General features: G+C 69.9%; 24 protein-coding genes, 1 tRNA gene, 1 other RNA gene and 2 pseudogenes. 17 read left to right on the forward strand and 11 right to left on the reverse strand.

The window, feature by feature from the left end; all coding sequences use genetic code 11:
- Positions 1-9: 9 nt before the first annotated feature.
- On the reverse strand, positions 10-1,302 hold the full coding sequence (locus ACQ86L_RS21175; RefSeq protein ID WP_434317136.1) for an MFS transporter: 1,293 nt from the start codon (positions 1,300-1,302) through the stop codon (positions 10-12).
- 67 nt (positions 1,303-1,369) lie between these two features.
- Here ACQ86L_RS21175 and prfB point away from each other — a divergent pair, with 67 nt between their 5' ends.
- The 6 genes from prfB (at position 1,370) to ACQ86L_RS21205 (ending at position 6,691) form a co-directional block, all read left to right on the forward strand.
- The gene (prfB, locus tag ACQ86L_RS21180) at positions 1,370-2,482 is read left to right on the forward strand and encodes a peptide chain release factor 2 (protein WP_434318944.1); all 1,113 of its coding nucleotides are present in this window, start codon (positions 1,370-1,372) and stop codon (positions 2,480-2,482) included.
- 118 nt (positions 2,483-2,600) lie between these two features.
- On the forward strand, positions 2,601-3,650 hold the full coding sequence (ftsE, locus tag ACQ86L_RS21185) for a cell division ATP-binding protein FtsE (RefSeq protein ID WP_434317137.1): 1,050 nt from the start codon (positions 2,601-2,603) through the stop codon (positions 3,648-3,650).
- Complete coding sequence (ftsX, locus tag ACQ86L_RS21190) at positions 3,647-4,552, forward strand: permease-like cell division protein FtsX (protein WP_434317138.1); 906 nt, start codon at positions 3,647-3,649, stop codon at positions 4,550-4,552. The genes ftsE and ftsX overlap by 4 nt, the downstream gene beginning before the upstream one ends.
- Positions 4,553-4,634: 82 nt before the next feature.
- A complete protein-coding gene (gene smpB / locus ACQ86L_RS21195) occupies positions 4,635-5,111 on the forward strand; it encodes an SsrA-binding protein SmpB (RefSeq protein ID WP_179606746.1) in 477 nt (158 codons plus the stop codon).
- A 47-nt stretch (positions 5,112-5,158) separates the two neighbouring features.
- Entirely contained in the window at positions 5,159-5,950 is a 792-nt protein-coding gene (locus tag ACQ86L_RS21200) for a tyrosine-protein phosphatase (RefSeq protein ID WP_434317139.1), read from the forward strand.
- Positions 5,951-5,995: 45 nt separating this feature from the next.
- Positions 5,996-6,691, forward strand: a complete 696-nt coding sequence (locus ACQ86L_RS21205) for a DUF5666 domain-containing protein (protein ID WP_434317140.1) — start codon at positions 5,996-5,998, stop codon at positions 6,689-6,691.
- Between the two features lie 198 nt (positions 6,692-6,889).
- On the opposite strand, the pseudogene ACQ86L_RS21210 reads toward ACQ86L_RS21205, so the two are convergent.
- Positions 6,890-7,372 (reverse strand): annotated as a pseudogene (locus tag ACQ86L_RS21210) (SIMPL domain-containing protein); the annotation flags it as partial.
- A gap of 125 nt (positions 7,373-7,497) precedes the next feature.
- On the opposite strand from ACQ86L_RS21210, the gene ssrA reads away from it, so the two are divergent.
- The 9 genes from ssrA to ACQ86L_RS21255 all read left to right on the forward strand — a co-directional run bounded on the left by ssrA (position 7,498) and on the right by ACQ86L_RS21255 (position 15,311).
- Positions 7,498-7,892, forward strand: a transfer-messenger RNA (tmRNA) gene (ssrA, locus tag ACQ86L_RS21215).
- A 356-nt stretch (positions 7,893-8,248) separates the two neighbouring features.
- The gene (locus tag ACQ86L_RS21220; RefSeq protein WP_434317141.1) at positions 8,249-8,827 is read left to right on the forward strand and encodes a hypothetical protein; all 579 of its coding nucleotides are present in this window, start codon (positions 8,249-8,251) and stop codon (positions 8,825-8,827) included.
- Between the two features lie 93 nt (positions 8,828-8,920).
- Entirely contained in the window at positions 8,921-9,370 is a 450-nt protein-coding gene (locus tag ACQ86L_RS21225; RefSeq protein WP_434317142.1) for an HTH domain-containing protein, read from the forward strand.
- Positions 9,371-9,627: 257 nt separating this feature from the next.
- Positions 9,628-11,913 (forward strand): prealbumin-like fold domain-containing protein, encoded by a 2,286-nt coding sequence (locus tag ACQ86L_RS21230; protein ID WP_434317143.1) that lies wholly within the window; start codon positions 9,628-9,630, stop codon positions 11,911-11,913.
- 98 nt (positions 11,914-12,011) lie between these two features.
- The gene (locus ACQ86L_RS21235; protein ID WP_434317144.1) at positions 12,012-12,137 is read left to right on the forward strand and encodes a hypothetical protein; all 126 of its coding nucleotides are present in this window, start codon (positions 12,012-12,014) and stop codon (positions 12,135-12,137) included.
- Between the two features lie 164 nt (positions 12,138-12,301).
- Positions 12,302-12,805 (forward strand): PaaI family thioesterase, encoded by a 504-nt coding sequence (locus ACQ86L_RS21240; protein WP_434317145.1) that lies wholly within the window; start codon positions 12,302-12,304, stop codon positions 12,803-12,805.
- Between the two features lie 70 nt (positions 12,806-12,875).
- Positions 12,876-13,649, forward strand: coding sequence for a helix-turn-helix transcriptional regulator (locus ACQ86L_RS21245; RefSeq protein WP_434317146.1), 774 nt, complete (start codon positions 12,876-12,878; stop codon positions 13,647-13,649).
- Positions 13,650-13,995: 346 nt separating this feature from the next.
- Entirely contained in the window at positions 13,996-14,412 is a 417-nt protein-coding gene (locus ACQ86L_RS21250; RefSeq protein WP_434317147.1) for a hypothetical protein, read from the forward strand.
- A gap of 68 nt (positions 14,413-14,480) precedes the next feature.
- On the forward strand, positions 14,481-15,311 hold the full coding sequence (locus ACQ86L_RS21255) for a hypothetical protein (protein ID WP_434317148.1): 831 nt from the start codon (positions 14,481-14,483) through the stop codon (positions 15,309-15,311).
- Between the two features lie 69 nt (positions 15,312-15,380).
- Here ACQ86L_RS21255 and ACQ86L_RS21260 read toward each other — a convergent pair whose 3' ends face one another.
- The 4 genes from ACQ86L_RS21260 to ACQ86L_RS21275 all read right to left on the reverse strand — a co-directional run bounded on the left by ACQ86L_RS21260 (position 15,381) and on the right by ACQ86L_RS21275 (position 20,239).
- Positions 15,381-16,592 (reverse strand): toxic anion resistance protein, encoded by a 1,212-nt coding sequence (locus tag ACQ86L_RS21260; protein ID WP_434317149.1) that lies wholly within the window; start codon positions 16,590-16,592, stop codon positions 15,381-15,383.
- A gap of 256 nt (positions 16,593-16,848) precedes the next feature.
- The gene (locus ACQ86L_RS21265; protein ID WP_434318945.1) at positions 16,849-18,201 is read right to left on the reverse strand and encodes an APC family permease; all 1,353 of its coding nucleotides are present in this window, start codon (positions 18,199-18,201) and stop codon (positions 16,849-16,851) included.
- 185 nt (positions 18,202-18,386) lie between these two features.
- Entirely contained in the window at positions 18,387-19,238 is an 852-nt protein-coding gene (locus ACQ86L_RS21270; protein ID WP_434317150.1) for an alpha/beta fold hydrolase, read from the reverse strand.
- Positions 19,226-20,239 carry an adenosine deaminase gene (locus ACQ86L_RS21275; RefSeq protein ID WP_434317151.1) on the reverse strand — a complete coding sequence of 338 codons (1,014 nt, stop codon included), beginning with the start codon at positions 20,237-20,239 and terminating at the stop codon, positions 19,226-19,228. The genes ACQ86L_RS21270 and ACQ86L_RS21275 overlap by 13 nt, the downstream gene beginning before the upstream one ends.
- A 122-nt stretch (positions 20,240-20,361) precedes the next feature.
- Between ACQ86L_RS21275 and ACQ86L_RS21280 the strand changes: the two genes are divergently transcribed.
- Entirely contained in the window at positions 20,362-20,823 is a 462-nt protein-coding gene (locus ACQ86L_RS21280; protein ID WP_434317152.1) for a DUF2809 domain-containing protein, read from the forward strand.
- On the opposite strand, the gene ACQ86L_RS21285 is transcribed toward ACQ86L_RS21280, so the two are convergent.
- From ACQ86L_RS21285 to ACQ86L_RS21305, 5 genes and pseudogenes are all read right to left on the reverse strand, one after another.
- Complete coding sequence (locus ACQ86L_RS21285; protein ID WP_434317153.1) at positions 20,726-21,712, reverse strand: NAD(P)H-quinone oxidoreductase; 987 nt, start codon at positions 21,710-21,712, stop codon at positions 20,726-20,728. The two genes, ACQ86L_RS21280 and ACQ86L_RS21285, sit on opposite strands and share 98 nt — an antisense overlap.
- Positions 21,712-22,614, reverse strand: a complete 903-nt coding sequence (locus ACQ86L_RS21290; RefSeq protein ID WP_434318946.1) for an ABC transporter permease — start codon at positions 22,612-22,614, stop codon at positions 21,712-21,714. Before ACQ86L_RS21290 ends, ACQ86L_RS21285 begins: the two co-directional genes overlap by 1 nt.
- On the reverse strand, positions 22,518-22,952 hold the full coding sequence (locus ACQ86L_RS21295) for a hypothetical protein (RefSeq protein ID WP_434317154.1): 435 nt from the start codon (positions 22,950-22,952) through the stop codon (positions 22,518-22,520). Before ACQ86L_RS21295 ends, ACQ86L_RS21290 begins: the two co-directional genes overlap by 97 nt.
- Before the next feature lie 2 nt (positions 22,953-22,954).
- A complete protein-coding gene (locus ACQ86L_RS21300) occupies positions 22,955-23,830 on the reverse strand; it encodes an ABC transporter ATP-binding protein (protein ID WP_434318947.1) in 876 nt (291 codons plus the stop codon).
- 142 nt (positions 23,831-23,972) lie between these two features.
- A pseudogene (locus tag ACQ86L_RS21305) lies at positions 23,973-24,777 on the reverse strand (inositol monophosphatase family protein).
- 122 nt (positions 24,778-24,899) lie between these two features.
- On the opposite strand from ACQ86L_RS21305, the gene ACQ86L_RS21310 reads away from it, so the two are divergent.
- Positions 24,900-24,972 (forward strand) — tRNA-Lys (locus ACQ86L_RS21310).
- Positions 24,973-24,976: the final 4 nt, after the last annotated feature.

Consider the following 24,976-nt stretch of genomic DNA (forward strand, 5'->3'; position numbering starts at 1 on the left):
GACCCGACGCTATTCCGGCAGCCCCTCCGCGGGTCCGTCCGCGACCCGCGGCCGGCGCGGGATGTAGCGCGGGATGAAGCGGGCGAGCAGCCCGGCGCCGACCAGGCCGAGCACGCCCATCACCCCGCTCGCGAACGCGATCGAAACCAGCGCGGTCAGCAGCGAGACCACGAGCGGCGCCACCGCCTGGCCCGCGTCGCCGGTGAACCGCCAGGCGCCGAGGAACGCCGCGGGGCTCTCCTTCGGCGCCAGGTCGGCCCCGAGCGTCATGATGATGCCCGAGCCGATGCCGTTCGCGAACGCGAGGAACAGCGAGACGCCGATGTACCAGACCACCGCGCCCGGCAGGTCGTGGCTGACCGACAGTACGAGGAAGCCGATCCCGAGGCCCAGCATGGAGGGCACGACGCTCCACATCCGGCCGAACCGGTCCATGAGCTGGCCGCTGGCGTAGAACAGGGCGAAGTCGACGGCGCCGGCGATGCCGATGATGAGGGCGGTGTTCGCCTCGCTCAGTCCGATCGAGACGGCCCAGAGCGGCATCAGCACGGTCCGCGCCGACCGCACGGCCGCGACGAGGGAGATGCCGGAGCCCATCCGCGCGAGCACGCCGCGGAACGCCCAGATCGTCGCGAAGAGCCCGCGGGTGCGCTCGTCGGCGTCCTCCTCGCCCTCCGTCAGCGGCTCGCCGCCGTGGCCGGGACTGGTCGGCGCCGGGCCGAACATCCGCTCGGGGTCGGGGAGCACCAGCAGGACGACGACCGAGCCCAGGCAGCTCACGATGAAGATCCAGAACACCGACTGCGTCGAACCGGTCGCCGCGATCACCACGGAGGCGACCAGCGGGCCGATGAACCAGCCCGCGCGGAAGATGCCGCCGAGCGTGGACAGGGCGCGCGCCCGGTAGCGGACGGGGACGTACGTCGTCATGAACGCGTGCCGGGCGAGGGCGAAGACGGCGGTCGCGAGCCCGACCACGAAGATGCCGGCCATGAGCACCCAGTAGTTCGGTGAGAGCAGGCAGACCACCACGCCCGCCACCGCGACAGCGGCGGCGCCGATCATGGCGGTGCGCTCGCCGATCCGGGAGACCACCCAGCCGCTCGGGATGTCGCCGGCCAGCTCGCCGAGCATGAGCATCGACGCGATGAAGCCCGCCATCGCCAGGGTCGCGCCGAGGTTGCCCGCGGCGATCGGGATGATCGGGATGATCGCGCCCTCGCCGATCGAGAAGAGCAACGTCGGCAGGAAGGCGGCGAGTGCGACGGAGCGGAAGGAGAAGGGGCGCTCGTCGGAAGTCATTTGCTTAACACAGTACAACTGCTCGGTGGGCGTCCGCCCGGTCGTCGCCGGTAGGCTGGAGGACGCCATGATCGAACTAGACCTCTCCCCGCAGATCGCGGAGCTCCGCTCGACCCTCGCCGACATCGTCGCCGTCGTGAACGTCGAGAAGCTCCGCGCCGACATCGCCGACCTCAGCGAGAAGGCCGGGGCGCCCGACCTCTGGGACGACACGGCGAACGCGCAGAAGGTCACCAGCGCGCTCAGCCACCGCCAGGCCGAGCTCGGCCGCATCACTTCGGTGGAGAGCCGCCTCGACGACCTCGAAGTGCTGATCGAGCTCGCCAACGAGGGCGACGACGAGGAGTCCGCCGCCGAGGCCAAGGCCGAGCTGGAGTCCCTTCAGAAGACGCTGGGCGACCTCGAAGTGCAGACGCTGCTGAGCGGCGAGTACGACGAGCGCTCGGCGATCGTCACCATCCGCTCGGGCGCGGGCGGCGACGACGCCACCGACTTCGCCGAGATGCTCATGCGCATGTACCTGCGCTGGGCGGAGCAGCACAAGTACCCGGTGAAGGTCATGGACACCTCCTACGCGGAGGGCGCGGGCATCAAGTCGGCGACCTTCGAGGTCGATTCGCCGTACGCGTTCGGCACGCTCTCCGTGGAGGCCGGCACGCACCGGCTCGCCCGGATCAGCCCGTTCGGGTCGGCGGACAAGCGCCAGACCTCCTTCGCGGCGGTGGAGGTCATCCCGCTGATGGAGGAGGCCACCGCCGTCGAGGTGCCGGAAGGCGACATCCGCGTCGACGTGTTCCGCTCCTCCGGCCCCGGCGGCCAGTCGGTCAACACGACCGACTCCGCGGTCCGCATCACCCACCTCCCGACCGGCATCGTCGTCTCGATGCAGAACGAGAAGTCGCAGATCCAGAACCGCGCGGCCGCGATGCGCGTCCTCCAGACCCGCCTGCTCCTGCTCCAGAAGGAGGAGGAGGCCGCCAAGAAGAAGGAGCTCGCCGGCACCATCACCGCGAGCTGGGGCGACCAGATGCGCTCCTACTTCCTCTACGGCCAGCAGCTCGTCAAGGACCTGCGCACCGGTTACGAGTCCGGCAACCCCGCGTCGGTGTTCGACGGCGACCTGGACGGCTTCATCGCCGCGGGCATCCGCTGGCGCGCGGGCTCGAAGGACGAGGACTAGCCGGTCACAGGACTCCCGTCGCCCGCGCTCAGCGCGTGTGCCGGGGACTGTCAGGCTTGCGGCCCGCTGGCATGTCGCTACTGTGGAACGCGGAAGTGTTGCTTAGTCTCTAACAGTCATGATCCGGTTCGAACACGTATCCAAGCAGTATCCGGGAACCGCACGCCCGGCACTCAACGGCATCAACCTGGAAGTGCTGCGCGGCGAGTTCGTCTTCCTGGTCGGCGCGTCCGGCTCGGGCAAATCGAGCTGCCTGCGGCTGATCCTCAAGGAGGAGCGGCCCACCAAGGGCGGCATCCATGTCCTGGGGCAGGACCTCGGCACGATCTCGTCGCGCAAGGTCCCGTACTTCCGCCGCAACATCGGCGTGGTCTTCCAGGACTTCCGGCTCCTGCCGAACAAGACGGTCTTCCAGAACGTCGCGTTCACGCTCCAGGTGATCGGCAAGTCGCGCGGCTTCATCCAGGAGGCCGTGCCCGACGTGCTCGCGATGGTCGGCCTCGACGGCAAGGCGCAGCGCCTGCCGCACGAGCTGTCCGGCGGTGAGCAGCAGCGCGTCGCGATCGCCAGGGCCGTCGTCAACAAGCCGCAGATCCTCCTCGCCGACGAGCCGACCGGAAACCTCGACCCGGCCACCAGCGCCGGGATCATGTCGGTGCTCGCCCAGATCAACGCGGGCGGCACCACGGTGCTGATGGCCACGCACGAGGCGGCGATCGTCGACCAGATGAAGCAGCGCGTGATCGAGCTCGTCGGCGGCCAGATCGTCCGCGACGAGCGCCACGGCGGCTACGGCGTGACCTCCGCCATCCCGCTGCCGCGGCCGACGGCGGACGGGCTCGCGGCGCCGTCCGCGCCCATCCCGACAGTGCCGGTGTCCGCAGCTGCGGCCGCGCCCGCTCCGTCGGAGCCGATGACCCGTCCGCACACGCCGGTCGCGAACCCCACCGGGCCGGTCCCGGTCGCGTATCAGCCGGCACCTCCCGCGCCCGCGCAGTATGCGCCGGAGCAGGCCCCGGCAGTGCCCGCGCCTGTGCCGGTCGCCGTGCCCGCCTCCGCGGGCGAGGACCTCCCGGATCACCTGAACTTCACCGCCAACCTCGACCTGAGCGGACTGCGCGACGCGTCCGACCGCGACGGCGAACAGAATGTGGGTCCCACGAAATGAGATTCGGGCTCATCTGGTCCGAGGTCGGCAACGGCCTGCGCCGCAACCTCTCGATGGTCGTCTCCGTCGTCCTCGTCACCTTCATCTCGCTGACCTTCGTCGGCACGGCCGCGCTCCTCCAGCTGCAGATCGCGCAGATGAAGACCTACTGGTACGACCGTGCCCAGGTCGCCGTCTACATGTGCACGGAGACCGACAACTGCCCGGGCGGAGCCGCGACCCCGCAGACCGTGGAGGCTGTCAAGAAGCAGCTGCAGTCCCCGGAGATCGCGCCCTACATCCAGAAGTTCTACTTCCAGGACCAGAAGCAGGGCTACGAGCAGTTCAAGCAGCAGTTCAAGGGCAACCAGATCGCCGACTACGTCACGCCGGACATGATCCCGCAGACGTTCTGGGTGAACCTCAAGGACCCGAACCGCTCCGACGTGCTGACCGAGACGCTGTCCAGCTCGCCCGGCGTGCAGAGCGTCGTGGACCAGCGCAGCTACCTCGACCAGATCTTCAACATCCTCAACGCCGCGAGTCTGACCGCGATCGGCATCGCGATACTCATGCTGGTGGCCGCGGTGCTGCTGATCGCGACCACGATCCGGTTGTCCGCGTTCTCCCGGCGGAGGGAGATCGGCATCATGCGGCTGGTCGGCGCCTCCAACCGCTTCATCCAGACCCCGTTCATCATCGAGGGCGTGATCGCCGCGCTGATCGGATCGGTGCTGAGCTGCGTCGTGATCTGGCTGATGGTGCAGTACTTCGTGCGCGGCTTCCTCGGCCCGAAGATCCCGTCGATCAACTTCGTCGGGATGGATCAGGGCTGGCTGGTGATCCCGCTGCTGATCGTCGTCGGCGTGGTGCTGGCGGCGGCGTCCGCGAACTTCGCGATCAAGCGGTACCTGCGGGTTTGATCGTTCGGAGGTTCTGACCCGATAGACTGGTCTGCTGCCCGGCGATGTGCCGGGCAGCACCATCTTGACGTCAGGAGACGCTGTGCCCAGGGAACGTGGCCAGAAGGTCGTGGCCACCAATCGCCGAGCGCGCCACGACTACACCATCGAGGACACCTACGAGGCGGGCCTCGTGCTCACCGGCACCGAGGTGAAGTCGCTGCGCGAGGGGCGGGCGTCCCTGGTCGACGGCTACGCGTTCGTGGACGGCGGGGAGGCCTGGCTCGACGCCGTGCACATCCCCGAGTACCTGGACGGCACCTGGAACAACCACGCTCCGCGCCGCAAGCGCAAGCTCCTGCTGCACAAGGCGCAGATCGTCAAGATCGAGAACAAGGTCAAGCAGGGCGGCTACACGATCGTCCCGCTGCAGATCTACTTCAGCGACGGGCGCGCGAAGGTCGAGATCGCGGTCGCCAAGGGCAAGCGCGAGTACGACAAGCGCCAGGCCCTTCGCGAGCGCCAGGACAACCGCGAAGCCGAACGGGCGATGTCCAGCAGGCGTCATCTCGGCGAGTGACGGCAGGCGCACGGCGCCGTGTCGGCGCGCGGTGGCAGGATGAGGGCATGAGCACCGACGAGGGGACGAGGGGCGCGGCGACGGGTGCGGTCGCCGAGCGCATCCCGGTGAACGGCACCTACAACTTCCGCGACGCGGGAGGGTATCCGGTGGCGGAGGGCGTGGTGCGCCGCGGCAAGCTGTTCCGCTCGGACGGGCTGGCGCGGCTCGGCGACGAGGGGCGCCAGGCGCTGCGCGACCTCGACGTGCGCGTCGTGATCGACCTGCGCGACGACTTCGAGGTCTCCGTGCTGCCGGACGACGTCGCCGGCCTCGGCCTCCAGCGCCTCCACCTCCCGGTGTTCGAAGGCTCAGGCGCGTCGCAGTCGACCATCGGCATCACGCTGGTGGGGCTCTACGAGAAGATCCTCCTCCAGCACGGCGACGTCGTCGTGACCGCGCTGCGGGAGATCGCGGACACCGGTGAGGAGGCCGTCGTCGTGCACTGCACGGCGGGCAAGGACCGCACCGGCATCGTCGTCGCGCTCGCGCTGCTCGCCGTCGGTGTCGACCGCGACCTGGTCGTGGCCGACTACGCCGCGACGCAGGCCAACCTCCGGGGCCCCTGGCTGGACGCCATGATCGACCTGGTGCGCAGCCATGGTGTGGAGGTCACCCCGACCTCCGCATCATCCTCGGCGGCAGCCCGCCCGAGGCGCTCGAGGAGGCGCTCGACCTGGTCGAGCGCCGGTTCGGGAGCGTGCGCGCGTACCTGCTCGCCACCGGCCTGGACGAGTTCGAACTGGCGAAGCTGCGCTCCGTGCTGGTGGAGCCCGCGTGAGTTCACATCGAAGCCATAACCGGCGTTCAGCGAGATCGCGGCTCGATCAGGTGTCCTTGTGAGCATGGACGAGAACCAGCCCACCGAGCCGCTGTATCCGCAGCAGCCGGGCACGCCGCAGGGCGTGCCGCCGCAGCAGGGCGTCCCGCCGCAGCAGGCCGGGAACGCATACGGACAGGCGCCGCAGTACGGCGCGGCCCCACGACCGGTGGGGGAGCCGTTCTACAAGCGCCACGGGCTGGCGTTCGCCATCTCGACGCTGGTGCTCGGGGTCATCGTGCTGTTCGGCATCGCCGGCGCCGGCGCCTTCGCGGTGGGCTCCGTCGTGTTCCACGCGGGCTCGTCGGTGTCGCGGCTGCTGCACGACGGCAACCATGGGCCGGTGCCGATGAAGCCGGGCGCTCCCGGTTTCCCCGGCCAGAACGGCAAGGGCAAGGGCAACGGCTCCGGCCAGGGCGGCCGCCAGGACGAGGGACCGATCGCCAAGGGCGTCGTCAGCGGGACGGTGACCAAGATCTCCGGCTCGTCCTGGACCATCACGACGCAGCGCGGCACGACCCTGACCGTCGAGACCTCCTCGTCCACCGCCTACGGCGCACCCGGCCAGACCCGGACGGCGTCCGACTTCGCCGTCGGCGACGAGGTGATCGTCGTCGGCACCCGCTCGGGCACCACGGTCACGGCGGCCCGCATCCTCAACGTCGCCGACCTCCCGCTGCGGCCGGGGAAGCCGACGCCGTCGCCGACGCCGAGCAGCTGAGCCGACGGATCGAGGCTCAGGAGGCCGCGAACCGCGCGTGCACCTGCACCGCGACGGTGATGTCCTCCGGTTTGAGCGCGAGCGTCGCGCCGCCGAAGTCCGCCGACATCGCGCGCGCAGGAGCGGTTGCGGCTGACCGTTCGCCGGCCCGTCGCCGAGCATCCCCGGGTCGCTGAGCGCGAGCGGCTTCACGGACGTGAGGCCGAGGCTGGTCGCGTAGACCGTCGCCTTGGCCACCCCGTTCTCCACCGCCCGGCGCCGCGCCTCCTGCGTGATCGACTGGCGCCGCGCCTCCGTCAGGGTCCAGGTGACGCCTTGGATCGTGACGCCGTCGAGGAGCGAGACGACGCCCACCCAGTCGGAGAGCGCGGTCAGGTCGCTGAAGGTGGCGTCCATTCCGACCTCCGCGTGGTAGACCGGCGCGAGCCTGCGGCCGTCCTGGTTCCACGGCCGGTCGCCCCAGACGCGGAGCTGGTCGGAGGCCCACGCGGTGACCGGCCCGGCTTGCGGGTTGTGCAGCTCGCGCAGCTCGGAGGCGAGGGAGGCGTGCCGCTGGGTGGCGAGGGCGAGCGTCTCGCCGCGCTCCTCGCCCTCGTACGCGACGCTGAGCCGCACCGCTCCCCGCTCGGCCGGATGCGTCAGCTCGTACTCGCCCTGGACGGTGATGATGGTGTCGGCCATCCTTCGATCGTGGCATAGATGTGGGGGCGGTGTTGTTGTAGGATGAGAAGCTCGCCGCCAGGAGCGGCGTGAATCTGGACAACTCAACAGCGCGCGATGACGACCCGGCCTCACGGCCGTCGCACGGGGATGATCGGTTTCGACATTGTCTGCGAGAGTGTGAGAAGCGGGTCGAGGATGCATGGTTATCTCGTAAACGATCCATGCGAAAAAATAAGTGCCAATAACAAGAGCACTGTCTCGGCCAAGGCCGACTTCGCCCTCGCGGCGTAAGTTCCCCTTCGCTATCTAAGAGACCGTCAGACCGGGAACTGTCTTCTACCCGGATCCTGGCGTCAGCTAGAAGACTTGCTTCTGCGTTGAGCATCAGGGCGCAGAGGGACTCCAACTGATACTGAGCCCGTCGGAGCAGGTGCCAGCGACAAGTTCCGGGGCTGAGAAAGCGACTTCACTGGCTACACCCGTAGAAGGCACATGACCACAGCAGTGGACGGGGGTTCGATTCCCCCCATCTCCACGGATGGTCGTCGTCGCGCGTTGTTGAGATCCGCGGAATCACGCGGAAGTTGGGGCCTTCTCCGGTTTCGGAGAGGGCCCCAGTTTTGTCTCGTCCTGCGGCTGGCCCATGTCTCGGTCTATTGCGGAACGCCGACGGGTCGTCAGGCCTTTCTCGCCGCACACAGAGCTCTCCAGTCTGCGGGGATTGCGTAGACGCGAGCCAGGCATCTCTGGGTTGAGGATGGGGAGGCGCCATCCGCACTCGAATTCGGCTCCGTGCGCTCGCATGAAATTCAGTTGAAAAACGCGATATGCTAATTTCAAGCAGTGAGCCGTGCAATCGGGCTGGATTCACTGCGGTTCAAAGAGGAGCTACAAATGAATGAATCAACCAAAACCGAACGGCACGCCGACGCAGCTGAGGGCGAAGTGGGGATCGCTAATCGACGTTCGAAGCGGGGCCTGACGGTTATCTTCGCCGCGTTGGTCGCTGCTGTATTCGCGACCGGTGTCGTTGCACCACCTGCTACGGCGGCCGAAGTCGGGGAACCGACCTACGAGCTGACTGTCAATGGTGAAACGATTTCGTTTGCCGAGGGCGAGACAGTGACGGTGGGGATGGAGAGCATCGGGTCTGCGCCCAGCAGCACCGGAGCCTTTCTCCGGGATGTGTACAGTGGCAACGCTGGAGTGCTGACTGTCACAGGCTCCGGGGGCGCTTTCCGCTACAGCATCGCAATGGCGATCCCGGTCACGACATTCGTCGGTGTTTTCACTGTGTCCGATCTAACGAACGGCCAATCGGGTGGCCGGACGCCCGTCTTCGCGTTCGCAGGCTCGGTTCCGACAAGCAACCTTCGCGGCCACCAGTACAGCGGCGTCCTCGAAGGCACAGCGTTTTTCCTCGGCGCGGCAGTTGCGAAGACGATGCCGAACTACACGCGGTTCACCAACTAGCAATCGCCGCTGGCGCCGCAGGTATCTTCGAGCGGGGCGGAACGCTCCAGGGCGCATGCGGCGCCAGCCCGACGGAAGTGGGAGGACGGATCAATGACTAGCACGATGCACAACCCTGCGGACGAGCTGCGGCGCGCGATTGCTGAGGGTCGCATTTCGGAAGCGGCGCTGCAGGTCATCACCAGCGTCGACGCAGAGCGCCTTGCGGCGTTCCTCGACGAGGCGCATCGCTCGGAAGTGGGGCTCTCGACGCGGACGCCGATCCTGTCCGGCGACGAGAGCGTGCGTCTCTCGGTGCTCGCCGGGCAACTCATCCAGGGGATGGAGATCGCCGACGACGATCGACTCCGTGGGATCCTCGAAGGACTCACTATCCAGTTCAAGCTCACCCCGCAGAACATCGCGTTACTCACGCACACGAATGTCGGGGATGTCGAGGCGTGCCTCGCCGATCCGGGAACTGTCTCACCTGAGGTGAAGTTCCCGTTGGCTGTGAGAGCCTCCTACCTGAACCTCGCGATTGCCAACGCTCGGCGTCATTGATGCGAGTGCTCCAGTGCGAATCAAGCCTTCCGCTGGCTCTGTGTGCTTTGCCTGGCGGGGTTCGCGCGCATCACCCAGGGTGCCGCTCGCACAACGGGGGTCGTCGTCGTCACCTACGTCTCCAACGCCTCCACACGACGACCGCGACCGCGAGCGCACCGAGGATGCCGACGACGGAGAGCCATACCAGGGCTCCGTTCGACCATCGTCTCGATCACCCCTAGAGCCGCCCGCACCCTCTGTCGTACCCTGTGCCCGTGCGGCCAGGGCGCGGTTGGAGACGTCTCGGTGCCGCCGCCGGCGCCGCGGCGCTGGTGGCGGCGACGTTCAGCGCCGTCGTGGGAGGCGCGCCACAGGCGCAGGCGCAGTCGCCGAACCCCCTGCAGGTCACGTACGTGGCGCGGGTGTGCGACGCGTACACGGACATCATGGCCAACAAGGCCAGGAACAACCTCCAGGAGTCGCTCTTCAACCTGGGGCCCGATTCCACCTACGCGCCCAACGACATCGTCGATCCGGCCAGGGAGGCTGCCGGTTCGCCGAACTGCCGCCCGCTGACCGGGTGGACGTTCTCGACCGGGCAGGGGATCACGCCGAAGTCGCCGGCGACGCAGAACCTCTCGACCGTGACCGGGCTGTTCCGTTCCGACATCACGACGCAGGCGAGCACCCCGCTGCTCGATGCGCAGGGCAACCCTGTGATCGGCCCGGGAGGGCAGGCCCAGACGATCGACGGCGCGGTCACCGTGCAGCTGAACGCGGCGGAGGCGTCGTTCGCGCAGAGCGGCCGCACAGTGTGGGTGCAGGGCGGCACCCCGGCGCAGGCGCTGAACGGCCGGTCCGACATCGGGTTCGGCGCGCTCCGCTGCGCGCAGGACGCCCTCAACGGCGACAACGTCGACGCGGTGACCTTCCCGCAATCCCGCACGCACGTGTTCTGCTTCTACTACGCGGTGAGCCCGCCGCCGCCTCCCGGGACGATCACGGTGGTCAAGCAGGTGAATGGCGCGCTGAGCGACACCTTCGGATTCCAGGGCAACATCTCGTACAACCCGGGAGGGACCTTCGCGATCGCGGCGTCGCCCGGTTCGCCCGGCTCCATGCAGTTCATCCGGGGCGCGACACTCGGCAGCGTCACCGAGCCGCCGTGGTCGTTCACGGAGCAGAGCAGACCGGGGTGGCAGGCTCCATCGCCGGCGGTCTGCACCTCCGCGAACGGGCTCAGCGTCATCACGATCTCCGGAGCGACGACCACGGTGAACCTCGCCGCGGGCGACAGCGTCACCTGCACCTACACGAACACGCCGACGCCGCTGGGCATCGGAGTGCTCGCGAAACGCTCGTTCGGCGCGGTCGGCAGCTTCCCGTTCGCGATCACCGGGCCGAACACCACAGAGAACTTCACTGCCACGACCACGACGCAGGGTGAGCCGACCGTGTTCGCCACGCGAGTCGGGGCTCCGTCCGGAAACTACACCGCAACGGAGACGTACCCCACCGACTTCAGCCAGACCGGGCCCGGCACGTGGAGTATGACCGGCGCCGACTGCAACGGCAGCAGCCTCCCCATCTCCAACACACCATCCGGCGCAGGCGTCACCTTCACCGCCGCGCCCGGGACGGACGTGGCGTGCCTGTTCACGAACTCGTTCGCGCCCTCCGGAGCCATCAACATCTTCAAGACCACGAACGGAGGCGTCGGCCGTTTCGAATACACAGTGCTCGACAGCGCCGACAACCTGACGCGGGTGGGCAACCCGGTCGCGACGACCACCACTCCCGGGGTGGAGGTGCAGGCCCAGCCGTCCGTGACCGGGCTCTCCGCCGCGGCCCCCGGCACGGACTACACGATCGTCGAATCGATGCCCGCCCCCGACTCGGAGGGCTTCTGGGTGCTCGACAGCGTCGACTGCGGTGGCAACACCGTCTCGGTCGACCAGGCGACGGCCAGCGCGGTCGTGCAGCTGCGACCGGACGCCGCGACGGCCGACTGCCGTTTCGTCAACCGCTTCCAGCTGTACGGAACCTTCTCGGTGACCAAGACGACCACGCCCGATCTGGGGCTGCGGCCGGATGACGCGGTCATCGTCGTCGACTGCGGCGGCAGCACCATCGGCGGCACGTTCACGGTTCCGGCGGGTACCCCCGGCAACGACAGCGGCGTCGCGGTCACCGACTCCACCCTCACCTGCACGGTCTCCGAGCCGGACACCGGAGCGGCCACCGGCGTCGATGTGACGACGACGGCGTTCCTCCAGGTGGACGGCGGCCCGCAGCAGCCCTACACACTCGGTCAGCCGTTCACCGTGGAGGTCGGCCACGCGACGGAGGTCGTGATCGCCAACACGATGCGACTCGCGCCGCCCCCGACGCCGACGCCCACCCCGACGCCGGCCCCGGCTCCGCCGACCGGGCCGTCGTCCCTTGCGAACACGGGCTCGTCGGGGCCGCAACCCTGGATCCCGTTGGCGGGAGCGCTCCTCATCGCGAGCGGAGTCGTCATGGCTCGTGCTGCGCGCGTGCGCCGGACCGGCAAGCGGTGAACGAGGCCAGCGGACGCGTTGCTCTCCTCCGTTCTGCGTAGAACTGCGGATACCGCAAACGCCCCCACCGGCGCACCATGAAACCGGAGGCGATCACCATGAACGTCCTGAGCACGCCCGCCGCGCCCGTCGCCATCGACTGCGTCATCATCGACTGGGACCAGGTCCAGCTCCCTGCGACCGCTCCGGAGCCCCAGCCCGCGAACGAGCCCGCCAGGCTGTAGAGCGCGGGGGCGGGTGGATCGGGTCACCCGTTCCCGTCGCCGCGCGCCGTACGCACTTCTCCGTATGCCCTTCGCGCCCCCGGCCCTCCCATCATGAGGTCGGAGGCGGAGCCCATGTCTGAACCGGAATCGGTCGTGCACGAGCAGCCGCACGAGGGAGCGTCATGAGCGGCCGCACCCGCACCATGCGATGGGAGGATCCCGCCCCGGCATCGGTGGCCCTCCGAGCGATGTCGGGGCTGGACTACATCCAGGCCGTGATCGACGGGGACGTTCCCCCCGCGCCGATGGACGTCCTCCTGGGGATCCGGCTGGTCGCCGCGGCCGACGGCCAGGTCACCGCCGCCGTGACGGTCGGCGAGGCGCACACGGATCCGCTCGGGTCCATCCACGGCGGATTGGCGTGCAGCCTGCTGGAGACCGCCATCGCGTCGGCCGTGGCGACGACGCTCCCGCTCGGGCAGGGCTTCACCTCGATCGACCTGTCCACCCAGTTCCTGAGGGCGGCGCGGGCGGACACCGGTGAGCCGACCTGCGCGGCGACGGTCGGGCACCGTGGCCGCCGGATCGTCTTCGCGTCCGGGGTGGTGACGGACTCCGCGGGGACGGCGGTCGCGGTCGGCTACGGCTCGCACCTCGTGGTCCCGCACGCGACGGACCGTCCCTGAGCGATCCTCACTGAGAGTCCTCGAAGACTCGGTGCCGCGGGTCCGGGGACGGTCGTATCCTGTCGCGCAGGTGCGTTGGGGGCGCAGCGCGGGCGCGATCATGGACGTTCGGGCGCAGGTTCTGTCGGTCAGCTACGACGTCGACGGCGTCGCCGGGAGGGACGCGTGCATTTACGCCATCGCCGAGTCGCTCGACGCGCTCCTCCCGTCGGAGCACTCCGGCTGGGCCGACATCGGCTCGCTGCCCGGTGACGTCAGCCTGATCGCCCGCTACGGGCCGGAGCGCCCCGTCATCGTCGACGCGGTGAAGCGGACGGCCGACGTGCATCCCACGATGCTGGCCTTCCGCAGCCGCCCGCGTTCGGTGGAGCCGATCCGCCTGAGCGACCGGATCGGGCTCCGGGAGTGGCGCAGGCACGAGGTCTACACCGAGCTGTTCAGCCTGATGGGCACCACCTATCAGCTCGCACTCCCGGTCCAGCCGCTGGCCACCGGCAGACTGCGGACGTGGGTGTTCAACCGGGCGAACCGTGACTTCAACGACGACGAGGTCGAGCTCGCCCGCCGGCTGCAGCCGCTCCTGACCGCGGTCGACCGGGTCGCGGTCGCTTCCCGGCCGTCGGTCGCAACGCCGGCGTTCGCGCCACGGTCCGGTCTGACCGCCCGCGAGGCGGAGATCCTCGGGATGCTCGGCTCCGGGATGACCGCGAGTTCGATCGCGTACGTGACGCGCGTCAGCCCGCGCACCGTCCAGAAGCACATCGAGCACATCTACGCGAAGCTGGGCGTCCACGACCGGGTCTCGGCCGCGCTCCTCGCCGCGGATCGGCTCGGCCGTCCGTAGTTCTGCGTATGGCGCGCCCTGTCGCGGATCGGCGACGATCGCAGCGATCGGGGGTGCGCGATGCTCATCCGGGTGGCCGTGTGCGCGGTCGTGGCGACGGCTCTGCTGGCGATGCCGTCAGGGCCGCGGGGCCACGTCGTCCTTCCGGCCGGCCAGACTGCGGGGGTCGTCTTCGTCGACCCGTTCGAGCACGCCGGGGTTCGTCCGATCGAGTATGCGCCGCCGCGATGACGCCAGGAGCGTTGCGCCACGATCGAGCAGTTATGGAGAAGCGCCGTCCCCTCCCGCGACCGTAGATTGTGTCTCAGCCGATCGAACGGCGAGCACTCACACGAAGGGGACCATCATGGCCGACACCACGTTCAGCAAAGAGGAGAAGGCGGCGATCCGCGCCACCGTCGCCGAGCAGAAGGCGATGAAAGCGGGCGCCGACGCCGCCGCGGCGTGCGACGAGGCCATCGCCGCGATGACCGGGACCGACAGGGAGCTCGCGGAGGCCTTCCACCGGCTCGTCAAGGACAACACCGACCTCGCCGCGAAGACCTGGTACGGGATGCCCGCCTACGCCGACGCCGACGGCAGGACGGTCGTCGCGTTCAAGCCGGGCTCCAAGTTCAAGATCCGCTACGCCACGATCGAGTTCCAGCAGGCCGCGACCCTCGACGACGGCAGCCTCTGGCCGGTCGGGTTCGCGATCACCAAGCTCGACGAAGCGGACAAGGAGCGCGTCGCGCGGATCCTCCGCACGGCCGTCGGACGCTGAGCGCGCCGAGCGAGTCGCCGCCCGGCTCCCCGCGTCCACCGCGACCGCGCGACGTGGTTGGATGAGGCGTGGAGCAATCGACGGATGCGGAGGCCGCGGCCGACCCGCAGGCGTTCCTGGCCGGGCTGGCCGACAGCGTCCGCCGCGCGCTGCCCCGGCCGCTGGCCGAGCGCGTGCTCGTCGTGGAGCGGCGGCGCACCCTCGCCGACAGGGTGTCCGGCCGCGCGGGGTCGATCGCCCGGGTCGGCCTGATCGGCGCGGAGGAGACACTCACCCTCGCGTACGAACCGGGGCCGCACTGGAACGCGGAGGTCGTCCGCATGTACGGGGGAGCGATCGTCGCCAGCCGGACGCTCCGCCTCGGTGACTGGCTCACCGCGTTCGCCGCCCGGGTGGCTGCCCTCGCCGCCGAGGCGGCAGGTGACGCGGCCGCATCGTCGCGGGCGCTGCAGACGCTCGGGCTGGAGCCGGCCGGGTCCGAGATCCAGGTCAGGGACGCGACGATCGAACGCGACCTCCACACCCTCCCGGTGCGACTCGGGCAGCGGGTGCCCGACGAGGCTGTCGCGCAGGTCCGGCGGGTCTGCGACCTGCTCGTCGAGACCCTCGGGCGGGTCGCCGGTCAGGGCGAGCCGGAGGCTGTGGTGCGGCTCACGGCGACCGTCTACCTGCCCGACACTCTCCGGTCGTACGTCACCTTGCCGACGGAGTGGGCGGCCGACCACGTCCTGCCCGACGGTTCGACCGCCTCTGGCCTGCTGATCGCGCAACTGGGCGAGCTGGAACGCGCGGCGAGGACCATGCGCGACGCGGCGGTGGAGCAGGATGCGTCGGCGCTGCTGGTCAACGGGCGATTCCTCGCCCAACGGTTCGGGGCGTCGCGGCTCGACCTGCCCTGAGCCTGCGGCCCGGAGACTGTGAGGCGGCTTCGCCGCGGTCGCGGCGACTCGGTGGGGCCGAGGCGTCGGTCAGCTGCTCGTGCCCGAGTGCGACCGGTCGACGTAGCTGCGCGAGCGCGAGATCTGCTGCTCCAGGGCGTCCACCGTCTTCGCCATGCTCTCGACCGCCTTCACGCGGTAGCTGTCGATGGAGTCCATCGTCGCGAACACGTTGTCGAAGGCGTGCTGCAGCGTCTCCAGGCTGACGCCGGTGGAGACGGCGTCCTCGTGGACGCGCGCCGTCTGCTGGCGCAGCAGCTCGCCTGTCCGGTCGATCATCGAGTTCGTGGCGTCGTTGAGCGCGCTGATCTGGTCGAGCACCAGCTCCTGGTTGCCGAGCGCCTGCGCGACGATGATCGCGGTGCGGAGAGCGGCGACGGTGGTCGTGCGGGCGCGCTCGACGCCCTTGATCAGCTCCACGTTGTTCTTGCGGATGGCGTCGAGCGCGAGGTAGCCCTGCACGGACACCGCGATCTGCGTCGTCAGGTCCTGCCTGCGCTGGCGGATCGGGAAGAGCGCGTCCGCGACCAGGGAGTCGGCCCGGGCCGGGTCGGTGGCGCGCAGCTCGGCGGCGCGCGCCTGGATCGAGTCGTCCAGGGCTTTGGCGAGTGTCGTGTACTCGCCGAGCTTGCCCATCGTCGCCCACAGGTTGGTGCGCTCCAGGTCGATGGCGGCGTTGTCCTTGAGGAGGGCGTCCTGACCGGAGATGAGGGCGGTGATGATCGCGTCGAGCTGCTTCTGCGCCGGCTGGTAGCGCTCGAAGTACCGCATCAGGGACTTGCCGCCCGGCAGCCTCCCGAGGATGCCCTTCGAGCCGGACAGGTTGGAGTGGCCCGGGTCGAGGTCGGTGATCGTGGTGCGGAGCTGTTGGAGGGTCTGCGCGACCTGGGTCTGCGGGTCGGAGGGGCCGCCGCGACCGCGGGCCGCGGCGAGTGAGGACTCCGGCCGCTGCAGCATCCGGTTGGACACCTCGGAGGACGACCGGATCTCCTGCACGCCCATCCGCGCGATCTCATCGACGCGGCGGGTGAACTCGGGACTCCCCGGCTCCACCCCGGCGAGCCCGGCGACGAACTCGTCCGCCTTCGCCGCGAGCTCGGCCCGCTTGTCGGCGGGCACGGCGACCATCCCGACGGCCTGGTCGCCGCCGACCTCGGGCACCGCGGCGGGAGGCGTGAGGCTCACCCCGGCCGCCGGCTGATCCGGAGGCGTCAACGGCTGGTTGAGGTCGAGCTCGGACATCGGTACTCCTCCCCGGGGTCGGGCGCGGAACGTGCGGCGCCCGACGACAAGACACTTGAGCCAACACTAGAACGAACAGTGCGGCGCGGGCGCGCGGTTCGGGTGACTCGCAGGTGAGCCGGTACAGCGCAGGGACGATCGCGGCGGCGACGGGAGACGGCTGCGCGGGACGGTGCGAAGTGACTCTGGAATTCACGGCGGGATCCCCGGATTCCCGCGCTGGGACGAGCTCGACCTCCAGCAGTGCCGTTGACCTCTACGCCGTCGGCTCCCGGTCCTTCCCGACCGCCGACGTGAACCCCGTGACCGGCTGGTTCTCGTCGAAGGCCGCGGCCCGGCGCTGGAAGCCGCGCGTGAGCACGAGCAGGTACGCGAAGCCGATCGCCGTCCAGATCAGGCCGCCGATCAGCGCGTCCGCGTGGAGGTTCGCCCACAGGATGCCCGTCAGCGCCATGCCGATCGCCGGGAGGGCGATGAAGCTCACGATGTCGCGGAAGGTCTTGCGGCGGCCCTGGCGGACCGCGAACCACGCGATCACCGAGACGTTCACGAAGGTGAAGGCGATCAGCGCGCCGAAGTTGATGAAGGCCGAGATCATCTCGAGCGTGAACGACGCCGCCAGCAGGGAGATGGCTCCCACGAGCACGATGTTCAGCGTCGGCGTGTGCGTCCGGGGATGGATGTAGCCGAAGAACCGGCGGGGGAGGACGTTGTTGCGGCCCATCACCAGCAGCATCCGGGACACCGACGCGTGCGACGCGAGGCCGGAGGCGAGCGTGGCCGCGAAGCCGGCCGAGACGAAGACCGCCTGGAAGACCGGGCCGCCGACGATCAGGCCGATCTGGGGGAGCGGGTCGTCGGTGAACTCGCCGAACGGCGCGTTCGTCGGGAACCGGAGCTGCGTGAAGAACCCGGCGATGAGGAAGATCGCCCCGCCGATCACCACCGTCAGCAGGATCGCCCGCGGCATCACCCTCGGGGTCGTGGCCTCCTCGGCGTACATGGTCACCGCGTCGAAGCCGATGAACGAGAAGCAGACCACCGTCGCACCGGTGAGCACGGCCGACAGGGTGACGCCGTCGTGGAAGAACGGCTTCACCGAGGCGACCGTGCCGTCGCCCGCGCCGTTCGCGAGCTGCGCGATCACCATGACGACGAACACGGTCATCACGACGATGGCGAAGACGAGCAGGATCATGTTGATGTTGGAGGTGCCGCGCATTGTGAAGTAGATGAGCGTCGTCACCGCGGCGCAATAGATCACGACCCAGATCCAGCCGGGCACTCCGGGGAAGACCTGCTCCAGGTAGAGCCGGATGATCAGGCAGTTCACCATCGGCAGCAGCACGTAGTCGATCAGGGAGGTCCAGCCGACCATGAAGCCGAGGTTCGGGTGGATGGACTCCCGCACGTACGTGTACGCCGACCCGGCGCTCGGGATCGCGCCCGCCATCTTGCCGTAGCTGACGGCCGTGAACATCATCACGATGAGCGCGACCAGGTAGGCGGCGGGGACGGCGCCGCTGGTCTCCTCGGAGACGATGCCGAAGGTGTCGAACACGACGGTCGGCGTCATGTACCCGAGGCCGAGGCCGACGATGGCCCACATCCCCAGGCTGCGGCGCAGTGTGCCGGAGCGCGCGGGCGCGGGCGCGGCGGACGTCGTCGTCATGGGCTCTCCTTCGGGAACGGAACGTCGGCGTGCCTCGCAGTGGCCCAGCCGGTCGACTTCCCGAGACCCTAGCAGGAGAAGAGCGCGTTTCTGAAAGAACTCACAGGAACGCGAGCGTGTCGTCAGCGGGTGGAGGTCGCGACCACCCAGTCCAGTGCCACGGGGAGGGCGGTCAGCACCGAGACGTGGCCCTCGCGGGGCCGCAGCCAGAGCTCGCCGCGGCGGAGCCGTTCGAGCATCCAACCGGCGTGCGTGGCCGGGATGACGCGGTCGCGGCCGCCCTGCACGAGGAGGGTCGGGGCGCTCACCGCGCCCAGCTCGACGCCCCAGGGGGCGACGTAGGCGAGGTCGTCGTCCACCTCGCCGGCGTGACCCTCGGCCGCGCCGGCCCCGGCGTCGGCTCCGAGCGCGGCCCACGGGCCCTTCAAGGTCTCGTAGTCGCGGTCGGTGAACGACTCCGGCTCGAACTCGGCGGTCTCGGCGTGCGCTGCGCGGGCGTCCCGGCCGGCGAGAGCGGCGCGCAGCCCCCGGGGTCGGCCATCCCGGCGAACCAGTCGACGTCGCCCCAGTACGGAGCGATGCCGGCGAGCGACACCACCGCCCTCACGCGTGAGGGCGAGCGCCGCGCAGGCGAGCGCGTGCGGGCCGCCGCCGGAGGCGCCGAGCGTGGCGAAGTCGTCGACGCCGAGCGTGTCGAGGACGGCGAGCACATCGGCCGCGGCGTCGGCGACGGTGCGGCCGGTGAGGGCGTCGGAGCCCGGGTAGCCGGGCCGGGCGACGGAGACGACGCGGAGGCCGCGAGCGGCGGCCGCCTCAGCGACAGGCGGGATGACGGCACCGGTCTGCGGGGTGCCGTGGTGCCAGACGACGACCGGCGTGTCGGCGTCGTCCGGGGCTCCGGTGTCGAAGAACCGCACCGAGCGGCCGTCCAGCCGGGTGATGCTCCCGAGCCGGCCTCCCGTCAGCTCCGCCATGCGTCCACCTCTGCCTGCAGCTCGGCCTTCCGCTCGGCGGTCGCGAACGAGGCGTCGATGGAGGTGCGCGCGAACCGCTCGGCCTGCTCGGCGGTGACCCCGAGAGCATCCCGGATCGCGAGGTAGTTGTCGCCGGCGTAGCCGCCGAAGTACGCCGGGTCGTCCGAGTTCACGGTGACGCGGACCCCGGCGGCGTCGAGCCGCAGCAGCGGGTGGGCGCTCAGGTCGGGGACGGTGCGCAGGCGGACGTTGGACAGCGGGCAGACCGTCAGCGGAATGCCGTCCGCGGCCAGGCGCGCCATCAGCTCCGGATCCTCGGCGGCCCGGATGCCGTGGTCGACGCGCTCCACGCCGAGCAGGTCGAGAGCCTGGACGATGTAGGAGGGCGGACCCTCCTCACCGGCGTGCGCCACCGCGTGCAGCCCGGCGTCCTTCGCCCGGGCGAACACGCCGGCGAACAGCTCGGGCGGGTAGCCGACCTCGGCCGAGTCGAGCCCGACCCCGAGCAGCCGCTCGGGCCGCGTGAGCGCGGCGGTGAGGACGGCGCCGGCGGACTCCACCGGCTGGTCGCGCAGGAAGCACAGGATGAGCCCGCCCGACATCCCGAGGTCGCGCTCGGCCTCCGCCAGGGCGCCGCTGATCCCATCCACGACCGCCTCGATCGGGACGCCGCGCGAGATGTGCGCCTGCGGGTCGAAGAACAGTTCGGCGTGCCGCACGCCCTGCCCGGCGGCCGTCCGAAGGTAGCGGCGGGTCAGCTCGGCGAAGTCGTCCTCGGTGCGCAGGACCGCCATCGTCGCGTAGTAGAGGTCGAGGAACGACTGCAGGTCGGAGAAGTCGTACTGAGCGGCGAGCTCCTCGACGGAGGCGTACGGCAGCTCCACACCGTTGCGCCCGGCGAGCTCGAACGCCAGATCGGGTTCGAGGGTGCCCTCGATGTGCAGGTGGAGCTCGGCTTTCGGCAGGGCGAGCAGGGCGTCGTCGGAGGGCGGCGTGGTCATGGTTCGATCCTCCCACTGAACGGGCGGCGGCGTAGCCGAGCCCGGCGGATCATCCGGCCGATGGACGTCGGGTCCGTCGCCTGCCGGACGCCGCAGCGGCAGCACCTGGATAGCCTCGACGCATGTCGCCAGTCGCCCTCCGCCGTGTCCTCCTGGTCGTGGCCGCGGTCGCCACCGTCGTCGTGGGGCTGACCGTCCACGAGACCATCGACAGCTGGGCCGGGGCGTTCGCGGGGGATGCGCTGTACGCGGTGCTCGTCTTCCTGCTCGTCGCCGTCGTGGCCGTGCGGGCGTCGAGCGCGGTCGTGGGCGGCATCGCCTTCGCGCTCTGCGCCGCCGTGGAGGTGTTCCAGCTCACCGGTGTCCCCGCGTACCTGTCGGCGACGATCCCGGGCGTGGAGCTGGTGCTCGGGTCGACGTTCCAGTGGATCGACCTGCTCGCCTACCTGTTCGGGGCGGCGCTCGCGGCCGCGCTGGACGTGGGGGTCAGGACACGCGCAGCAGGATCTTCCCGAGGTGTGCGGACGACTCCATCCTCCGGTGCGCCTGGGCCGCGTCCGCCAGCGGGAACACCGAGTCGATGACCGGGCGGACCGCGCCGGACTCGAGCAGCGGCCACACGTTTTCCCGCACGGCGGCGATGATGGCGGCCCGCTCGGCGAGGGGGCGGGCGCGCATCGTCGTGCCCTGCAGGCGGGCGCGCTTCATCATCAGGAGGCCCATGTCCACCGCGGCCGGGGTGCGGTCGCGGATCGCGATCGACATGATGCGGCCGCCGGTCGCGAGGGCGTCCAGGTCGCGGGCGATGTACGCGCCGCCGACGATGTCGAGGACGACGTCGGCGCCGCGGCCGTCGGTGAAGGCCTGGACGGCCGCCACGAAGTCGTCGGTGCGGTAGTCGACGGCGGCGTCCGCGCCGAGGCCGCGGCAGAAGGCGGCCTTCTCGGGGCTGCCGGCGGTCGCGATCACGGGCGAGCCCAGCGCGTGGGCGAGCTGGATGGCCATGCTCCCGATCCCGCTGGAGCCGCCGTGGACCAGCAGGGTCTCGCCGGGCGCCAGCGCGCCGAGGTCGAACACGTTCGACCAGACCGTGGCGGCGACCTCGGGCAGGCCGGCGGCCTCCACGGGGTCGACGCCGGGCGGTATCGGGAGGACGAGCCCGGCGTCCACGGTGACGTACTCGGCGTAGCCGCCGCCGGGCAGCAGCGCGCAGACGAGGTCGCCCTCGCGCCAGCGCCCCGGCTCGACCTCCGTGCCGATTGCGTCGATGACGCCGGACACTTCGAGGCCCGGCCATTCTGGCGCGCCGGGAGGCGGCGGGTAGAAGCCGCGGCGCTGGCTGAGGTCGGCGCCGTTCAGCCCGGCCGCGATCACGCGGATGCGGACCTCGCCAGGCGCGGGCATCGGCTCGGGGACGTCCGCGACGGTCAGGACCTCCGCGTCGCCCGGCTGCGGGACGACCACCGCGCGCATCAGTGGACCGCCGATCCCGTGGCGGTCTTGCGCCCGAGCACGTCCCGGATGCGCACCTTGCTGGAGTACTCGATGGAACCGTAGCGGAAGAGCCGCACGGCCAGCCGGAGCACGACGTACGACAGGGCGAACAGCTCGACGATGATCACGATCGCCTGCCAGAGCGGCAGCGACCCGAACGCGTTGAGGATCAGCGCGGTGATCGGCGCCGTGTAGGGGAAGAAGGCCAGGATCTGCACGATCGGCGCCTCCGGCGTGCTCACCGCGTAGCTGGACGCGTAGATCGGGATGACCACGGCGAAGATCACGACGGAGAAGAACGGCGCGGCGTCCTTCGCGGTCGGCATCACCGCGCCGACGGCCACGAGCGTCCCGGTGAAGAGCGCGAAGCCGCCGATCGTGATGAGCGCGCCGACGATCATCTTCTGCGGGTCGAACACCAGCGAGCTCAGGTCGAGGTTCGGGATGGCGAGCTGGTCGCGGAAGAACAGGTAGCCGATCACGACGGGCAGGGCGAACACCGCGATCTGGATGAGGCCGACCGCGAACAGCGACACCACCTTGCCGACGAGGAGATTGGTCGGGTTGATCGTCGTGAGGATCATCTCGGTGACCCGGTTCTCCTTCTCCTCCAGAGTCGAGTTGAGCATCTGGTTGCCGAGGAACACGATCACGACGAAGAACGCGGCGAGGAAGATCAGCGGCGGCAGGATGCCCTGGAAGCCCGGCGCCACCGCGCCGTCCTTGAAGGTGGTCGTCGAGGTGTTCGTCTCGCCGCGGAGGATCGCGACATCGACCGGGCTGTTCAGCTTCTGCTCCACGCTCGTCGCCAGCAGCGATTGCGCGACGGCGGAGTACTTGCTGTTCGCGAACACGCCGGCGTCGGCCCCGTAGACCTTGATGGTCTGCTTCGACGGGTCGGCCGGGTAGTCGAAGAAGGCCGGGGTGCCGCCGATCTGCACCTCTTCCACCCCTCCGAGCTGCTGGCGATCTCCTTGCCGCCGTAGCTGCTCGCGACCGCAGGGTCGACCAGGCCGGAGGCGTCGACGTAGAGGAAGTCGAAGCGCGCGTTCTTCTGCTGGTCGGCCGTGTTGGCGCTGGAGACGTTCGCCGAGATGACGAGCGCCCCGAGGCCGAAGACCAGGATCGGCAGGATGAGCGTCACGGCCCAGAAACTGCGCTTCTTGATCGTGCGGGTGAACTCGAACCCGATGACGGTGGAGAGGTTGTGGCGGGCCATGCTCAGTCCTCCTGGCGGCTCTCGGCGCCGTAGACCTCGACGAAGATGTCGTCCAGGGATTTGCGGGTGGGGGCGAAGCGGGTGACGTGGAGGCCGGCGTCCACGAGGCCGCGGAGGATCGCGGCGGTGTCGGCGTCGTTCGCGACCTCCAGCTCGGCGCGCCCGTCCTCGTCCTTCGCGACGCGGTAGGCGGGGGAGGCGGGGATGGTGCCGTCGTGGTCCACGTGGACGACGGTGCCGCCGAACTGCTCCTGCACCTCGGACACAGTGCCGTAGGCGCGGGAGACGCCGTCCTTGAGGAGGATGACGCGGTCGCACAGCCGCTCGACCTCCTCCATCTGGTGGGTCACCATCATCACGGTGGAGCCCGCGCGCTTCTGGTCGTCGATGATGTCCATGAGCAGGCGCCGGTTGACCGGGTCGAAGCCCTTCGTCGGCTCGTCGAGGATGAGCAGCTCCGGCTGGTTCATGATCGTGACGCCGAGCTGCACTTTCTGCTGCTGGCCGCCGGAGAGCTTGTCGAGCCGGACCTTCTCTTTGTCGCCGATGCCGACGCGATCCAGGTACTCGCTCGACCAGCGCCGCGCCCTCTCGGCGCCGAGGCCCTTGAGCCGGCCGAAGTAGACCATCACGTCGATGACGGACTCCTTCTTGTAGAGGCCGCGCTCCTCCGGGAGGTAGCCGAGCCGCTCGCCCGCCTCGGGGGAGAAATCCTTGCCGTCGATGTGCAGGACGCCGGCGGTCGGCTGGTAGATGCCGAGCAGCGCGCGGATCGTCGTCGTCTTGCCCGAGCCGTTGCTGCCGAGGAAGCCGAACGTCTCGCCGCGGACGATGTCGAAGGAGAGGTCGCGGATGACGGTGGTGCGACCGAAATCCATGCGGAAGCCGGCGATGTGCACGAGGGGCTCGTCGGTGCGGGTGTTCACACGATCGAGCCTATTGGGTGGAGAGCGCCGCGGTCGCGGGGTTCGGACCCTATAAAAGTGTTGCCCTGCGTTGCCTGCTGGGTGCGCGGCCCCGCTACGCGAGCGCGTCGAGCAGGGCCGCGTGCAGCAAGCCGTTCGACGCGAGAGAGGAGCCGTGGGACGGTCCGGCCTCGCCGGTCACCGAGGTGAAGGCGCCGCCGGCCTCCTCCACGATCGGGATGAGCGCGGCCAGGTCGTAGGTCTTGACGTCGAACTCGCCGACCGCGTCCAGGAGGCCCTCGGCCAGCAGCATGTACGCCCACATGTCGCCGTACGCGCGGTCCCGCCACACGCGCCGGGTGAGGGCGACGAGCCGGTCGAGGTAGCCGGCCTGATCCCACTGCGCGATGCTCTGGAAGCTGACCGACGCGTTCGCGAGGTCGTCGACGCCCGAGACGCGGATGCTGCGCGGCTCCGCGCCGAGGCGCGTCCGTCGTCCACGCCCCTCCGCCGGCCGCCGCCCACCAGCGCTTCCCGAGCGCGGGGGAGCTGACCACGCCGACGACCGGCGTGCCGTTCTCGGCGAGCGCGATGAGCGTTCCCCACACCGGCACGCCGCGCAGGTAGTTGGAGGTCCCGTCGATCGGGTCGAGGATCCACTGCCGCGCGGCGTCGCCTTCGGTGCCGTACTCCTCACCGAGGATGCCGTCGCCGGGCCGCTCGACGGCGAGCGCCTCCCGGATGGCCCGCTCGACGGCGAGGTCGGCCTCCGTGACGAAGGTGCGATCGGGCTTGGTGTCGACGTGCAGGCCGCGCTCGCGGAAATGCGCGGACGAGATGCCGTCGGCGAGGTCGGCGAGCCGCAGCGCGAGCGCCAGGTCGTCGGAGCGGAGCGGGGCGGTGTCGCGTGCGTCGGTCACGCCAGGAGCCTAGCGGCCCGGCGCTGGGACACGCCCGGGGTGCAGTGTCCGCCGGCGCCGATTGGCGTCGCGCCCGGAGCGGATGCTAATGTTGAGCCTCGGTCCGGGAAACCGGAGCGAATGCGCCTCTAGCTCAATCGGCAGAGCAATTGACTCTTAATCAATGGGTTCAGGGTTCAAGTCCCTGGGGGCGCACCCA

The organism is Leifsonia sp. P73 (assembly GCF_051059105.1).
In the GTDB taxonomy this organism is placed as follows: Bacteria; Actinomycetota; Actinomycetes; order Actinomycetales; family Microbacteriaceae; genus Leifsonia.

Coding starts and splice junctions, on each gene's coding strand:
- ACQ86L_RS21175 (WP_434317136.1), bottom strand. CDS start 1,302: ATGACTTCCGACGAGCGCCCCTTCTCCTTCCGCTCCGTCGCACTCGCC.
- prfB (WP_434318944.1), top strand. CDS start 1,370: ATGATCGAACTAGACCTCTCCCCGCAGATCGCGGAGCTCCGCTCGACC.
- ftsX (WP_434317138.1), top strand. CDS start 3,647: ATGAGATTCGGGCTCATCTGGTCCGAGGTCGGCAACGGCCTGCGCCGC.
- ACQ86L_RS21225 (WP_434317142.1), top strand. CDS start 8,921: ATGACTAGCACGATGCACAACCCTGCGGACGAGCTGCGGCGCGCGATT.
- ACQ86L_RS21250 (WP_434317147.1), top strand. CDS start 13,996: ATGGCCGACACCACGTTCAGCAAAGAGGAGAAGGCGGCGATCCGCGCC.
- ACQ86L_RS21260 (WP_434317149.1), bottom strand. CDS start 16,592: ATGTCCGAGCTCGACCTCAACCAGCCGTTGACGCCTCCGGATCAGCCG.
- ACQ86L_RS21285 (WP_434317153.1), bottom strand. CDS start 21,712: ATGCGCGCGGTGGTCGTCCCGCAGCCGGGCGACGCGGAGGTCCTGACC.
- ACQ86L_RS21265 (WP_434318945.1), bottom strand. CDS start 18,201: ATGTGGGCCATCGTCGGCCTCGGCCTCGGGTACATGACGCCGACCGTC.
- ACQ86L_RS21200 (WP_434317139.1), top strand. CDS start 5,159: ATGAGCACCGACGAGGGGACGAGGGGCGCGGCGACGGGTGCGGTCGCC.
- ACQ86L_RS21300 (WP_434318947.1), bottom strand. CDS start 23,830: ATGGATTTCGGTCGCACCACCGTCATCCGCGACCTCTCCTTCGACATC.
- ACQ86L_RS21240 (WP_434317145.1), top strand. CDS start 12,302: ATGAGCGGCCGCACCCGCACCATGCGATGGGAGGATCCCGCCCCGGCA.
- ACQ86L_RS21275 (WP_434317151.1), bottom strand. CDS start 20,239: ATGACCACGCCGCCCTCCGACGACGCCCTGCTCGCCCTGCCGAAAGCC.
- ACQ86L_RS21220 (WP_434317141.1), top strand. CDS start 8,249: ATGAATGAATCAACCAAAACCGAACGGCACGCCGACGCAGCTGAGGGC.
- ACQ86L_RS21270 (WP_434317150.1), bottom strand. CDS start 19,238: ATGGCGGAGCTGACGGGAGGCCGGCTCGGGAGCATCACCCGGCTGGAC.
- ACQ86L_RS21205 (WP_434317140.1), top strand. CDS start 5,996: ATGGACGAGAACCAGCCCACCGAGCCGCTGTATCCGCAGCAGCCGGGC.
- ACQ86L_RS21295 (WP_434317154.1), bottom strand. CDS start 22,952: ATGGCCCGCCACAACCTCTCCACCGTCATCGGGTTCGAGTTCACCCGC.
- ACQ86L_RS21235 (WP_434317144.1), top strand. CDS start 12,012: ATGAACGTCCTGAGCACGCCCGCCGCGCCCGTCGCCATCGACTGCGTC.
- ftsE (WP_434317137.1), top strand. CDS start 2,601: ATGATCCGGTTCGAACACGTATCCAAGCAGTATCCGGGAACCGCACGC.
- ACQ86L_RS21280 (WP_434317152.1), top strand. CDS start 20,362: ATGTCGCCAGTCGCCCTCCGCCGTGTCCTCCTGGTCGTGGCCGCGGTC.